Origin of the sequence: Exiguobacterium oxidotolerans JCM 12280 (assembly GCF_000702625.1) — a bacterium.
GTDB lineage: Bacteria > Bacillota > Bacilli > Exiguobacteriales > Exiguobacteriaceae > Exiguobacterium_A > Exiguobacterium_A oxidotolerans.
The window spans coordinates 1,083,144-1,096,030 of the sequence record NZ_JNIS01000001.1 but is presented as its reverse complement, the minus strand read 5'-3'; the positions used below and the strand labels follow the sequence as shown (position 1 = coordinate 1,096,030).

The window sequence follows — 12,887 nt, the reverse complement described above, 5'->3', positions numbered from 1 at the left end:
AAGGAGGAAGTCATCATGAAACGGACATTCGATTTCACAATCAGCCTAGTCGCGATTCTCATCTTACTCCCCGTTTACCTGTTCGTCGCCTTGTTCATTTATACGAAGCTCGGTCGACCGATTTTCTTCAATCAAGTTCGCCCTGGTTATAAAGGACAGTTATTTAAAATTTATAAATTCCGGACGATGTCGAACGAGACGGATGCGGAGGGCCTCTTACTCCCAGACGAACAACGGATCCCGCACGCGATGGAATGGATTCGGCGGCTCAGCTTGGATGAAATCCCACAATTCTTCAATATCGTCCGCGGTCAGATGAGTTTCGTCGGGCCACGCCCGCTCCTCGTCAGTTACTTGAACCACTATTCGAAAGAGCAGATGACGCGGCATGACGTGTTGCCTGGACTAACCGGTTGGGCACAAATCCATGGACGGAACGCGACGACGTGGCAGGAACGGCTCGAACAAGATCAGTGGTATGCGGCGCATCAAACGTTTCGTCTCGATCTCTACATTCTCATGAAGACAGTAAAAATCGTCGTCTCCTCCGAAGGGAACTCGACAGAACATCAGACGGGGATGGGCGAGTTCAAAGGACTTGACGGAGGTGTTCCCCATGATGTCATTAAGCGATGAACGACTCATCCATGATCCGACCGAATGGGACGCACTCGTCAGTCAGTATCGCCTCGATTGTTATTACGAACATGCCTACTTCGCACTTGAAGAAGTAGGCATCCCGGAGATGTTCTTCTGTCCGACGGAATTCGGAACATTGATCTACCCCTACTTGAAACGACCGATTGATGGGACGCCATATCACGACATCACGACACCATACGGTTACGGTGGACCGGTCTTCGTCGGTTTATGGTCGCTCGACCAAATCCGAGAGGTTCGCCAACACTTTCTTGAATACTGTCAAACGGAACAAATCATCACGGAAACGATCCGTTTTCATCCGCTCCTACAAAACGTTGAACTCGGTCAATACTGGTGTCGTTCGACGAAGGAACTTCAACGGACGGTGACAATCGAGCTGACGGATACTTTCGAAACGATTGAAGGCGGATGTTCAAAAATGACACGACGAAATATTCGCAAAGCACGGAAAGAGGGCGTGACGGTCCGGGACGCCAGTGAGGCGGACTATGAGACATTCGAACGACTCTATCGGTTGACGATGGACAAGCATGATGCCGCACCCCGCTATTACTTTTCGCACACCTACTTCGAACAGTTTACGAGAGGGGAGTTAGACGCAGAACTCCTCGTCGCTGAACGAGGTGGGAACATCATCGGCGGGTGCCTCGTCTTATACGGTGACCGATTCGCCCACTATCACCTCGGGGCGTCGGATCCAGAGCAATTGCAAGTCCGTCCGAATCATCTTTTGTTTGCTGAAATGATTCGACGTGCGAAACAGAAAGGGATGGTTGCGATTCATCTCGGGGGCGGAACCACACCAGATGAAACAGACAGCCTGCTCGTATATAAAAGCTCGTTTAACGAAGGGAGCAGAACGTTCTTCTCAATCGGAAGCTCGGTCCTGGACGACATCGCGTACGAACAAGTGAACCGAAGTTTCTTAAAAAACAATCCGTCAGCCGCAGCGTCGAACTGGTTTCCGACTTACCGCACACCGATCCGTCACTTGTCGCAACGAGGGGAGGAAACATCATGAAGCAAATTCCATTATCCATCCCACACCTCAGTGGTCAAGAAGCACGTTACGTCACGGAAGCACTCGAAACGAACTGGGTCGCACCACTCGGACCGAACGTCGAAGCCTTTGAAGCCGGCATGCGCTCCTATACCAAAGCAGAAGCCGCCCTCGCGACGAGTAGCGGCACGGCAGCAATCCATCTCGCCCTCGCGACGCTCGGTGTGACGACGGGAGATGACGTCTTCTGTCAGTCGTTGACGTTCGTCGCCTCCGTCAATCCGATTCGTTACGTCGGTGCCCGTCCTGTCCTGATTGATTCGGAAGAGGAGACGTGGAACATGTCACCCGCGGCACTCCGGCGAGCCATGATTCAAGCCGCGACACGCGGACGCCTGCCGAAAGCCGTCATCGTCGTCCATTTATACGGGGTCGTCGCAAAGATTGAAGAGTTGAGTGCGATTTGCGCCGAGTATGACGTTCCGTTGATTGAGGACGCAGCCGAATCACTCGGTTCGACGATTAACGGTCGAATGACGGGAACATTCGGGACGTTCGGAATCTATTCGTTCAACGGCAACAAAATCATCACGACATCAAGTGGCGGAATGCTTGTCGCAAACGATCCGCATTTGATTGAACGGGCGTTTTATCTCTCGACGCAAGCTCGGCAACCGGTCCTTCATTATGAACATACAGAAGTCGGATTTAATTACCGGATGAGTAATGTCTCAGCCGGCATCGGACGCGGACAGCTCGAAGTCATCGAAGACCGCGTCGCGGCACGTCGGAAAATCTTTCAGCGATATACGCGGGCCTTCGACATGCTCGACGCCACACAGTACCAAGCAGAGATTGAAGGGAGTCGCGCCAATCGCTGGTTGACGGCTTTGACATTACCGGGAGGAATGGAACAACGGGATCAATTGATCATCCGCTTACAACAGGATCACATCGAGTCACGACCGGTCTGGAAACCGATGCACTTGCAACCGGTCTACCGGGATGTCCCGTTCATTACAAGTGACGGGATTGATGTCAGCGGTCGCTTGTTTGCTGAAGGACTCTGTCTACCGTCTGCCTCACAGATGACGTTCACGGAACAAGCACTCGTGATTCGCTCCGTTCGTCAAGGTATCGTTGAGGATGTTCGACGCAACGTTCGGCTATGAATGTGTGGGAGGGAGACATCGTGATGAGCGATATGGAGGAAGCGATCGAAGCACTCCGTCTCGCTGCAAACGGGAAGAATGAACTGACGGCCAATACCTATTTTCGTTGGCAACTGAATACCCAGTATCCGACCGTCGCGGAAATCCTGATGTTATTTGGGTCTTGGCAAATCGCATTGGAACGCGCTGAAATCGGGCAAATCCGAGTGGTTTATACAAAATCCGACATCATCGAGGCATTACGAGCGGCGAAAGCGGAACTCGAACCATTCACGAGTGCGACATATCGTGAGTGGGCGCAACGGCATCAGGCGCCGAGCTTGACCGACATCGTCCATCAATTCAACTCGTGGCAGCAGGCATTATCAGAAGCAGACATTTTGAAGGAACGGGTCCAGGAGATGGAGCGTCGGATCATCGAATCCTTGCTGGAAGCGCAGGAAGCATTACCTACATTAACGAGTCAAGCCTATACGAAATGGGCGGTCGGAAAAAATCGGCCGACGGTAGCGACAATTGCACGACGGTACGGGTCATGGACGAATGCGCTAGAAATCATCGGCATCGAACTTCCACGAAAACGGTGGACGGAAGAGGAAGTATTGCTCGTGTTAGCGCGAGCCAGACACGAGACGGAGCATTTGACGATTGCGAGCTACCAACGTTTTAGCGAAGGACAGGACGTACCGAGTATCGGTGTTATCACATCCCTGTTCGGGAGTTGGAGCAATGCAATCATGGTGCTTATGAACCAACAAGATTCGTAAATCGACTTGATTCGAAGGGGATGGAGATATGAAAAAGTGGAAGTGGATTGTCTTGACGGTCATTGGCATCGGACTGCTCGTTCTCTTCGGATCAGGTGGGTATGTCTACCATCAAGCGAGTCAGACGCTCGAAGACGTCCAGTTGCCGGTCGAGGCAAGTGTCGCAGCGATTGAAGCGGTCGAACAAGAACGAACGATTTCCTTTCTTTTGCTCGGGGTCGACCAGCATGGAGATGAGGCGGGACGGAGCGATACGATCATCGTCGCAACGATTGATCCTGCGAGCGGGGAAAGTAAGATGCTCAGCATACCTCGTGATTTGAAAACAGAAATCATCGGAAATGGCTCACGCGATAAAATCAATCATGCCTATGCTTTTGGAGGACCTGAAATGGCAATCGATACGGTCGAGAACCTACTCGATATCCGAATCGATTACTTTGCTGAAATCAATCTCGAGGGTTTTACGGATCTTGTTGACGCAGTTGACGGTGTCCGTGTTACGAATGACATCGATTTTTCGTATTACGAGATGCAGTTTCCGGTAGGGCAGCTCGACTTGAACGGAAAAGAAGCGCTGGCCTATGCACGGATGCGCTATGACGATCCTCGCGGAGACTTCGGTCGTCAAATCCGTCAACGTCAAGTCGTTCAGGCTGTCGCAGACAAATTGACGGCAGATTTTTCGCTCAGTCGCTTTAACGACGTACTCAGCGTACTCGGTGAAAACGTCAAGACGAACGTTCCGTTTCCGGTCGTTCGGAAAATTGCGTTAGACTACCGTGATGCTTTGAAGAACGTCGAGACGTTATCGCTCGAGGGAAGTGGTGGAATCGAGTCGGATCAGATTTATTACTGGCATCCGACGGCGGAGTCACTGAAAGAGGTGCAAACGAGTTTGCAACAATCGTTGAGATAGAGCGGGGGTTTAAAGTGAACGGTGTCTGGGTTTTTGCTTGGGATCAAGACGTCTTCCGAATCGGAAAGTGGAGTTAAGTGGCGGGAGAAATCGTAGTAGATCGATGTAAGTGGTACAAAAGATCCTTGCTTCCCGTGCTTTCCTCGGGTGAGGCGCAAGCCGTTGCTCCTTTCCCTTACAGGTCAAGGGGCAGGGTCTCGCCTGCCTCTGACAGCACAAGTCATCTTGTGCTTTTTCCCGTAGGAGTCACGATGAAGCGAATCTTTTTAGCTTTTCTGATAGAAGGAAACCCAAGGATTGAGTGATGCGAAATGGAATGTCTTATACATCAAAAACGTAGTTGATCGATGTAAGTGGTGCGAAAGATTCTTGCTTCCCGTACTTTCCTCGGGCGAGGCGCAAGCCGTTGCCTCTTTCCCTTACAGGTCAAGGGGCAGGGTCTTGCCTGCCTCTGACAGCGCAAGTCACCTTGCGCTTTTTCCCGTAGGAGTCACGATGAAGCGAATCTTTTTAGCTATCCGAATAAAAGGAGACCTTAGGAAACCTGTGACGCATCGCGATTTGGGAAGAGAATACGCGACAAAAAACGCGGATACCTTACGAACAAAAAAACGTATCTGATCAATGGAAGTGGTGCGAAAGATTCTTGCTTCCCGTGCTTTCCTCGGGTGAGGCGCAAGCCGTTGCCTCTTGCCCTTACAGGTCAAGGGGCAGGGTCTCGCCTGCCTCTGACAGCGCAAGTCACCTTGCGCTTTTTCCCGTAGGAGTCACGATGAAGCGAATCTTTTTAGCTATCCGAATAAAAGGAGACCTTAGGAAACCTGTGACGCATCGCGATTTGGGAAGAGAATACGCGACAAAAAACGCGGATACCTTACGAACAAAAAAAACGTATCTGATCAATGGAAGTGGTGCGAAAGATTCTTGCTTCCCGTACTTTCCTCGGGCGAGGCGCAAGCCGTTGCCTCTTTCCCTTACAGGTCAAGGGGCAGGGTCTCGCCTGCCTCTGACAGCGCAAGTCACCTTGCGCTTTTTCCCGTAGGAGTCACGATGAAGCGAATCTTTTTAGCTATCTGAATAGAAAGCTTGCCGCTCAGAGACGATTCGGGAAGGGGATGCGCGACAAAAAACGCGGATACCTTGCGAATCAAAAAACGCGCTATTCCCTGTAAGCGTCAAGGGAACAGCGCGTTTTGTAGTAGCATGTATCGGACATCATGATTGGACGGGTCGGCGAAGCGGCCACAATTTCAAGGCCGAGTAAACGAAGTAGAGAACGGTCACGATGGCAGCTGCGCTCCATAACAGTTGGTAGCTGCTTCCTGCCGTACCGAAACGGAGTCCGACGAGTGCAGGTACGATCAACGTCAACCAGCTGAGGACGAGTGCGACGCGCGCCGTCAATGCATCGACATTGCGGTTCAGTCCCATTCCGATGAAGAACATCGACCATAAGAGTGTCCAGAACAACCACGTCGTTCCGCTCATCCAGTCGCCTGAGCTAAAGCTGACGCCGGCATAGAAAAATGCGGCGATGGCGACGAACAGGGAAAACCAGCCGACGCCGCTCCCGTCGAGTCCGAAGATGAACGTGATGCCGACATACAGATACGTAAAGGCAAACAAATAAATGCTCGCATAGCCGAACGTCAAGATCGGATCACCTGCTGCACCGATGACGAGCAACGTCGCAACGAACGTTTGTAGTAATCCTGTCAACAAACTGAAGACACCGGCACTCTTTAAATCAACTTTTCCAAACAAGGACAAACTATTTAAAAAGAGCGCAACGCCCCCAAATAATAAACTTACATTTCCCACGGTCATACCTCCATTGAGACGTCAGACGTCTGATTGTGCTTTAACCATATGATGAATTCGCTTCCAATGCAAGTGAAATTTTAAAGGAAATCAGAACAAAAAAATCCCCTAGAAGTGTTTCCGAAGAAAGTCTCCTAAGGGGACGGGCGATTAACGGTTTAAGACAGCGCGTAATGTCGTTTCAGTTTGTGGAAGTGTTCCTTTCAACGTAACGAGGCCATAGCGCGTCGAACCTTTTTTAATGAAGAAGACACGTGTATAGGCAGATTCTGGTGTATACCCCGTCTTACTCGCATAGACGCGCGATTCGTTCGGAAGCGACGTGTTCGTATGGTACCACGTCAACGTCCGGGCGTATGGTCCTTTGACGGTCGTTTTGTATGATTTTCGACCACTGACGTCCATCAAGTAATGGTACTTAGCATACGTGTTAGCGAGTTTTTGCATGTCTGCTGCTGTCGTATAGTGACTCGCGTGATAGAAACCGTGCGGATTCATGAAGTGACTTGACGCCATACCGATTGTTTTTGCGCGACTGTTCATCAACGAGACGAACTTCGATTCAGAGCCTGCTGTCCGGATCGCGATGGCTTTTGCTGCGTCGTTGCCGGAGCGAATCAACATCCCGTTCAACAGTTGACGGAGTGTGACTTTGTCACCCGAACGGAATCCAGCCGTGCTGCTTCCAGCAGGAACGGCGAGCATAGAGTAGGTCAAAGTGAACGTTTGATCGAGTGTTCCTTTTTTGGCAGCGGCGTCATACGCGACGAGGGCCGTCAACAGTTTTGTCGTGCTTGCCGGATAACGGCGCGTCGTACTGGCTTTTGACAGTTCATAGCTCGAGGAGCCGAGTTTGAAATAACGCATCGAGGCGACAGGATAATTACTTGAAGTCGCAGGCGCACTTGTCGTGACTTTTTTCGCGACCTGACTCGAGACGTAATAATAGTTCACTTTCTCTTTTACTTTGTACCAACCATTCGAATAGGAAACGGCATTAAACTTCGAGTTGTATGTAGCGAGCCGTTTAATATTTTTAGAGGATGCGGTACTTGGTGATGTACGGACGTTCGCACCATACTTCGAGTAGACGATGATTTTATACGTTTTCGTCGAACTTGCCGTGACTTTTTTCGCGACTTGATTCGACAGGTAACGGTACGCACTCCCATCTTTGATTTTGTACCAACCGTTTGAGTACGAGACTGCTGTGAACTTCGCTTTGTACGGAGCGCGACGTGTGATGGTCGCTGATGAACTCGTGCTCGGCTTCGTTCGGACGTTCGCCCCGATCGTCGAAGTGACGACGACCTGGTAACTGGCAGCTTGTGCGGGTAATGCCGGAAGACATAGGGCGACAAGCAGTAACAGTGTCAGTCCAATTCTGAGCGATACTTTCATAAAAATCTCATTCCCTCCTTGTTCAAATATGTCTCTAGCATAAAACAAAAAAAGGAAATTCTCTTTTTTTTCAAAAAACTAGAATTTCCTACACGTCAGGTATGAAACTACGTATCATAGGGAATGAGTAGAACAGAAAGAACTGAGGGGGATTTATTCATGAAAATTGCAGTCATTGGTCTTGGGGATATTGCACAAAAAGCGTACTTACCGGTCTACGCGGAGCGGTCCGACTTAAACATTTATCTTGTTTCGGAAAATCAAGACAAGGCGAAGCAACTGTGTGATGCGTATCGTTTTGCTGGGACGCTGACATCGATCGATCAGTTAACGGAAGCAGGCATTGGCGTGGCGATGATTCATTCGGCGACGAAAGTGCATGCGATGCAAGCGAAACAACTGCTCGAAGCAGGTGTACATGTCTACATCGATAAGCCCGTTTCGATGGAAATCGAGGAAATTCGTGAGCTGACACGATTAGCAGGGGAGAAAGACTTGCACTTCATCACAGGATTCAATCGACGTTTTGCGTCGGCACACCGGACGTTATTAGAAGTCGAACAACCGAATCTAATCGTCATGCAAAAAAATCGGATTTCGTTCATCGAAGATGCGAAACCATTCATTTTTGACGACTTTGTCCATGTCGTCGATACGTTACGTTTTTTAACAGGGTGCGGTGAAATCGAAAACTTGAGTGTCCGCGGGAAAAAGGTCGACGACTTACTGCATCACGTGACGATCCAGTTCGAAGCGAACGGGATCACGGCAATCGGAATCATGAACCGGAATAATGGTGTGACAGAAGAACGTGTCGAAGTCATGGGACCACATGAAAAACGGATTGCGACGGACGTGACGTCGGTCGATCAATTAACGAAAGCAGGCACGCTCCGTCGTCCGCTTGACAACTGGGAAGCGACACTCAAGCGGCGCGGATTCGTCGAGATGGTCGATGCATTTATTGCGAGCGTTAATGGTGAACCGTCATCGTCCGTTACAGCGGAAGACAGCTTGGCGACCCATGAATTATGTGCGGAAATCGTCGCCAAGTTATAAAAAATCACACGACATTTCTTGTTCGCGTGATGTGGGCAGACGAATGGGACTATTCCAGCTATCGGAATAGTCCCATTTTGTCATCTGTCTGTTTACGCATCATCTTTTAGTTGCTTCAAGTAATAAATCCGTTTTCCGCCGGGGCCTTCATATGTGATTTTTAAGGTCGTGCGGATGAAGCGGTAAGAGATGACACCTTCTGATAAAGGGACGCGGGCCGTCAAATCTGGTTCGAAACGGATTTCGTCTGTTCCTTGCCGTGGTGCTTCTTTCATGCCGAAGTCATCATAGAAGAAGGTCGCAATCAGGGAGTGTTCGTCATCGAATCGAATTTCGATGTCGCCTTGTCCGTCAAATTTTTCTTCGGACACTCCTGTATCCAACAGACTGCGATCGACTCGGTAGGTCGCTTCGAGGCGCGACAGGTCCTGTAACAACGCATCGACACCAAGACGGATTGAGACGGCCCGTTCACGAACAGTGTGATCATCCGGAAGATTAAGCTGTTCAATTTTTTTGAAATCGTCACGACATCCTGCAAACGATAGCTCGCTAAGGCCTGTTCGAGCTGCACCATCAAACGGGCGGGCTCGTTCATCTCGTCTTGATCGGTCGATAAATCGACAGCTTTTGTATATTGATAGTGTTCCAGCTCATCTTGAATCTGTGTTGGATCTGATGTACAGCCAATCAAAAAGAAGGGCATCAATAAGAGTAATCGTTTCATGCGTTGACCTCCTTTCGCGTAATGTTTGTGATTTGAAGGTGGTCGGTATGCAGGCGAACCGTATAGTGAACGTCATACGTCACGAACTGATTTTCCGGAACGGTAGCGATTTTATACGTTTCTGTCGTCTCGACTTCGAACGTCGTTCCTTTTGAGTAGAACTGATCGAAATCAATCGTATGCGGGAGCGGCGTGATCGGGTGATCGCTTACGGCGACAATTGCTTGAAGGGCATCGAACTCTGACTGGAATGCCTCAAGCGTCGTGAACTGAATCGCAGCAAACGTTTCAAGCGAATCGGTTGTAGAGGAGTACGTCACGTGCTCCGGAATTGTTTGTGTATATTGGCGAACGAATTTTAGGACTTCATATGAAGTCGGTGGATTCTCTTTTGAATACGTTTGATTATAAGCACTGTCCTCATCTGTCCATTCAGATAAGGCGATTGGTTGGACGTTCGACGGATTGTCGATCTTCGTTGCCGTCGTCGGACCGAACCAAGACCAGGCACCAAAAGAGAGAACTAAAACCGTCATGACAGCAATCGTCCAAAGCAGAGGATGTCGTTTCTTTGATACGTGTGACGATGAAGTGGATGACATATGTAATCGTTTTTTTTCAGTCACAGGATGCTGGCAATGGGAGCAAGCTGTATCCTGTGATTTTAAAAGTGTTCCACAAAGCGAACAGCGTTCCATGCGACAGACCTCCTGTAAGAAAATAATTTCTTCAAACAAAAAAATATTATGAAAATTAAGTCCATAATAACATTAACTGGAAGCGGAATCAAAAAACGATGTCCGATTGAATCAAAAACGTCAGGAGGGATAACGGATGCATCATTTTATCATCAGCGATAGTTTCAAAGGCAGTTTGACATCGGAGGAAGTAGCATTGGCCGTCCAAAACGGGATTTTACAAGGGGATCGAGAGGCGACGATTGACTGGAGCCCGGGAGCAGATGGAGGAGAAGGAACACTTGAGATGCTGTTTGCGAACGACTTTGTTCAAGCAGAAGCAGAAACAATCGATTTAGCAGGTCGTCCGATTCGGGCACAATATGCCAGAAAAAATGAACAAGCCATCATCGAGGTGGCGAGAGTTTGTGGTCTTGGGCAGGTCAGAGCAACCGATTCACCGATCACTCTTCATACGAGAGGCGTCGGACGACTCGTGCTCCGCGCGATGGATGCAGGGGCAACAGAAATTTTTTTGGCACTCGGTGGGACAGGGACGACGGATGGAGGGCTTGGATTTTTGTATGAACTCGGTGCAGTGTTGCTTGACGGACGAAGTCAACCGATTACTTGGACGGACAACCCTTTACTCGAGACGGAACACATCATCTTGCCAAAGCTTGCCGTCAAACTTCACGTATTGGCAGATGTAACAGCTGCTTATGCCGGAAAGCATGGGGCAGCGAAAGTATTCGGACCACAAAAGGGGTTGACGGCGCGAGAGATTGATGTGCTCGATGTTCATCTCGAACGAATCGGTAACATACTCGGTGTCAACGAAGTCGCAGGTGCTGGTGCTGCAGGCGGGTTAGGTGGAGCTGCTGCGGCATTAGGGGCGGATATCTTTTCCGGAGCACTCTTTTTGTTGAATCAGATTAAGTTTGATCAACGCCTTGAAGCGGCAGATTACGTTTGGACAGGGGAAGGGAAAGTGGATGCACAAACGGCACTAGGGAAGTTACCCGCAATCGTCGCCGAGCGGGCGAATGAAGCTTTAGTACCATGCGTGATACTTGCTGGTCATGTCGAACGTCGATACGCGCTAGCTTTAATTTGTGAATCGATTCATGATGCTGATGAATGCGTCACGTTAGACAGCGAATTATCCCGTTTGCGTCTCGCCCGTCGTGCTGAACAAATCACCCGTCGATTAACTACGTGAATTCGAAATCTTAGCACGATTTTCAAAGAATAGGAATGAAGCCAGTCTAAGCTGGGTAAAAGACTATATATTACCATATCATTTGGAAGGCAGGTCACATTCATGATCAATCAATCGATTCAACTGTCATTTCGTCAAGTGCGGGCACTCGTCGAACATACACTATTATTATTTAAAGAGCTGGACCAGCAGTTGGCGAATCGAGGGTACGAACCGATTCTTCCTGATCTTGTACAGACCGAGCATGGCTTAAGCATCCATCAGACAAAAGATAGTGCCGAGTCACTTGTCCCGCATTTTTTGACGCGGTCGTATATCCGACAAAATGACAAGCATGTCCAGCATGCGCTCGTCGTGTCTGTCCAATATACACACCCACTTCATGAGCGATTTGACCCCGTCGTACTGGTCGGCGACGTCGCGTTCAAACAACCGAAGCAAGTCGTGAAGTTGTTGACGGACAAACCGTGGTTATTAAAGTATGCCGCGTTTGAGTCGACGATCGCCAGTTCATTTGAACCGACGGGCGAACGCTTCAGCACACAACCGATTGAAGAAATCGAGCAGCTTGACGTCTGGGGACATTCGTTTACAGAAATGCGTGATATCGAGGACGTGACACGTCTCGCGGAAGAGATGATTAAAGGACACCTCGAACCGGGGACTCCTTAAAAAGAAAAAATCAGGCTGGGGCATAATGAGTTACTTTTGAAAGCAATGATTAAACAGAAGGGATTGCCATCTCGATAAGATGTGCAATCCCTTCTTTGCGTAAGTTCGACGAAGTCGCTATTTTTCTTCGTATGTGTAAACTGACTGAAGCTTTTTGCTGGCTGTTCCGTTAGGCCTGAGCCTCGTTTTTTTATCAAACACGTACGAGTAAGCGTTCGATTGCAGCGGTCAAATCCGTTGGGTTCGTCTTCGGTGAAAAACGTGTCACTTCACCATCTCGCGTGACGAGGAACTTCGTGAAGTTCCATTCGACGTCGTCCGCACCGTCTGCGTTTGGTGCGGCTGCTTTTAATTCAGCGAATAAGGGATGGGCCTGTTCACCATTGACTTCGACTTTTGAGAAGACGGGAAACGTGACACCGTAGTTGATTTGGCAAAATTCTTGGATTTCTTCATCCGTGCCCGGATCCTGTTCAGCAAATTGATTACACGGGAAACCGAGAACGACGAGACCCTGATCGCGATACGTTTGATGCAGGTGTTCGAGTCCCTCGAATTGTGGCGTCAAGCCGCATTTACTGGCGGTGTTGACGATCAGCCAAGCTTGTCCTTTGTAGTCGTCTAACGTCGCTGTCGTACCGTCGACGCGTGTGAATGAGTGTTCGTGTAACAAAAAAATTCCCCCTTAACCTGTCTTACCTAACAGTGTACCAAATGAATGTCTGAAGCGCCGAAAACGTAAACTTTCAGATGACAGTTCCGTCACAAAGCATCGTCAATCCCGTGT

The 12,887-nt window shown here is 49.4% G+C and carries 14 protein-coding genes; 8 read left to right on the top strand and 6 right to left on the bottom strand.

What is annotated here, in order from left to right; translation table 11 throughout:
• The first annotated feature begins 15 nt into the window (after positions 1-15).
• The 5 genes from P403_RS0105570 to P403_RS0105550 are packed head-to-tail and all read left to right on the top strand — an operon-like array spanning position 16 to position 4,521.
• The gene (locus P403_RS0105570; protein WP_029331606.1) at positions 16-636 is read left to right on the top strand and encodes a sugar transferase; all 621 of its coding nucleotides are present in this window, start codon (positions 16-18) and stop codon (positions 634-636) included.
• A complete protein-coding gene (locus P403_RS0105565; protein ID WP_029331605.1) occupies positions 617-1,684 on the top strand; it encodes a lipid II:glycine glycyltransferase FemX in 1,068 nt (355 codons plus the stop codon). The genes P403_RS0105570 and P403_RS0105565 overlap by 20 nt, the downstream gene beginning before the upstream one ends.
• Positions 1,681-2,835 carry an aminotransferase class I/II-fold pyridoxal phosphate-dependent enzyme gene (locus P403_RS0105560; RefSeq protein ID WP_029331604.1) on the top strand — a complete coding sequence of 385 codons (1,155 nt, stop codon included), beginning with the start codon at positions 1,681-1,683 and terminating at the stop codon, positions 2,833-2,835. The genes P403_RS0105565 and P403_RS0105560 overlap by 4 nt, the downstream gene beginning before the upstream one ends.
• 23 nt (positions 2,836-2,858) lie before the next feature.
• Positions 2,859-3,602 (top strand): hypothetical protein, encoded by a 744-nt coding sequence (locus P403_RS0105555; RefSeq protein WP_029331603.1) that lies wholly within the window; start codon positions 2,859-2,861, stop codon positions 3,600-3,602.
• A gap of 28 nt (positions 3,603-3,630) precedes the next feature.
• A complete protein-coding gene (locus tag P403_RS0105550; protein WP_029331601.1) occupies positions 3,631-4,521 on the top strand; it encodes an LCP family glycopolymer transferase in 891 nt (296 codons plus the stop codon).
• A 1,215-nt stretch (positions 4,522-5,736) separates the two neighbouring features.
• Here P403_RS0105550 and P403_RS0105540 read toward each other — a convergent pair.
• Positions 5,737-6,348 carry an AmiS/UreI family transporter gene (locus P403_RS0105540; RefSeq protein WP_420805683.1) on the bottom strand — a complete coding sequence of 204 codons (612 nt, stop codon included), beginning with the start codon at positions 6,346-6,348 and terminating at the stop codon, positions 5,737-5,739.
• Positions 6,349-6,492: 144 nt separating this feature from the next.
• Complete coding sequence (locus P403_RS0105535) at positions 6,493-7,743, bottom strand: SH3 domain-containing protein (RefSeq protein ID WP_029331593.1); 1,251 nt, start codon at positions 7,741-7,743, stop codon at positions 6,493-6,495.
• A gap of 159 nt (positions 7,744-7,902) precedes the next feature.
• Between P403_RS0105535 and P403_RS0105530 the strand changes: the two genes are divergently transcribed.
• Positions 7,903-8,802, top strand: a complete 900-nt coding sequence (locus P403_RS0105530; RefSeq protein WP_029331591.1) for a Gfo/Idh/MocA family protein — start codon at positions 7,903-7,905, stop codon at positions 8,800-8,802.
• 92 nt (positions 8,803-8,894) lie between these two features.
• Here P403_RS0105530 and P403_RS0105525 read toward each other — a convergent pair whose 3' ends face one another.
• From P403_RS0105525 to P403_RS0105515, 3 genes are read right to left on the bottom strand one after another with little or no spacing between them, the layout of a single operon-like run.
• Entirely contained in the window at positions 8,895-9,077 is a 183-nt protein-coding gene (locus tag P403_RS0105525; protein WP_029331590.1) for a hypothetical protein, read from the bottom strand.
• Positions 9,078-9,106: 29 nt separating this feature from the next.
• Complete coding sequence (locus P403_RS0105520) at positions 9,107-9,529, bottom strand: hypothetical protein (protein WP_029331589.1); 423 nt, start codon at positions 9,527-9,529, stop codon at positions 9,107-9,109.
• On the bottom strand, positions 9,526-10,227 hold the full coding sequence (locus P403_RS0105515) for a zinc ribbon domain-containing protein (protein WP_029331588.1): 702 nt from the start codon (positions 10,225-10,227) through the stop codon (positions 9,526-9,528). The genes P403_RS0105520 and P403_RS0105515 overlap by 4 nt, the downstream gene beginning before the upstream one ends.
• Positions 10,228-10,363: 136 nt before the next feature.
• Between P403_RS0105515 and P403_RS0105510 the strand changes: the two genes are divergently transcribed.
• Together P403_RS0105510 and P403_RS0105505 are read left to right on the top strand one after the other, a co-directional pair.
• Entirely contained in the window at positions 10,364-11,428 is a 1,065-nt protein-coding gene (locus P403_RS0105510) for a glycerate kinase (RefSeq protein WP_029331587.1), read from the top strand.
• A 102-nt stretch (positions 11,429-11,530) separates the two neighbouring features.
• Complete coding sequence (locus P403_RS0105505; RefSeq protein ID WP_029331585.1) at positions 11,531-12,100, top strand: hypothetical protein; 570 nt, start codon at positions 11,531-11,533, stop codon at positions 12,098-12,100.
• Between the two features lie 193 nt (positions 12,101-12,293).
• Here the strand turns inward: P403_RS0105505 and P403_RS0105500 are convergent, their stop codons facing one another.
• Complete coding sequence (locus P403_RS0105500) at positions 12,294-12,773, bottom strand: glutathione peroxidase (protein WP_029331584.1); 480 nt, start codon at positions 12,771-12,773, stop codon at positions 12,294-12,296.
• Positions 12,774-12,887 lie beyond the last annotated feature (114 nt).

Excerpts from the sequence above, each read along its gene's own strand:
- P403_RS0105570 (WP_029331606.1), top strand. The coding sequence starts at position 16 with ATGAAACGGACATTCGATTTCACAATCAGCCTAGTCGCGATTCTCATC.
- P403_RS0105565 (WP_029331605.1), top strand. The coding sequence starts at position 617 with ATGATGTCATTAAGCGATGAACGACTCATCCATGATCCGACCGAATGG.
- P403_RS0105560 (WP_029331604.1), top strand. The coding sequence starts at position 1,681 with ATGAAGCAAATTCCATTATCCATCCCACACCTCAGTGGTCAAGAAGCA.
- P403_RS0105555 (WP_029331603.1), top strand. The coding sequence starts at position 2,859 with ATGAGCGATATGGAGGAAGCGATCGAAGCACTCCGTCTCGCTGCAAAC.
- P403_RS0105550 (WP_029331601.1), top strand. The coding sequence starts at position 3,631 with ATGAAAAAGTGGAAGTGGATTGTCTTGACGGTCATTGGCATCGGACTG.
- P403_RS0105540 (WP_420805683.1), bottom strand. The coding sequence starts at position 6,348 with ATGACCGTGGGAAATGTAAGTTTATTATTTGGGGGCGTTGCGCTCTTT.
- P403_RS0105535 (WP_029331593.1), bottom strand. The coding sequence starts at position 7,743 with ATGAAAGTATCGCTCAGAATTGGACTGACACTGTTACTGCTTGTCGCC.
- P403_RS0105530 (WP_029331591.1), top strand. The coding sequence starts at position 7,903 with ATGAAAATTGCAGTCATTGGTCTTGGGGATATTGCACAAAAAGCGTAC.
- P403_RS0105525 (WP_029331590.1), bottom strand. The coding sequence starts at position 9,077 with ATGAAAGAAGCACCACGGCAAGGAACAGACGAAATCCGTTTCGAACCA.
- P403_RS0105520 (WP_029331589.1), bottom strand. The coding sequence starts at position 9,529 with ATGAAACGATTACTCTTATTGATGCCCTTCTTTTTGATTGGCTGTACA.
- P403_RS0105515 (WP_029331588.1), bottom strand. The coding sequence starts at position 10,227 with ATGGAACGCTGTTCGCTTTGTGGAACACTTTTAAAATCACAGGATACA.
- P403_RS0105510 (WP_029331587.1), top strand. The coding sequence starts at position 10,364 with ATGCATCATTTTATCATCAGCGATAGTTTCAAAGGCAGTTTGACATCG.
- P403_RS0105505 (WP_029331585.1), top strand. The coding sequence starts at position 11,531 with ATGATCAATCAATCGATTCAACTGTCATTTCGTCAAGTGCGGGCACTC.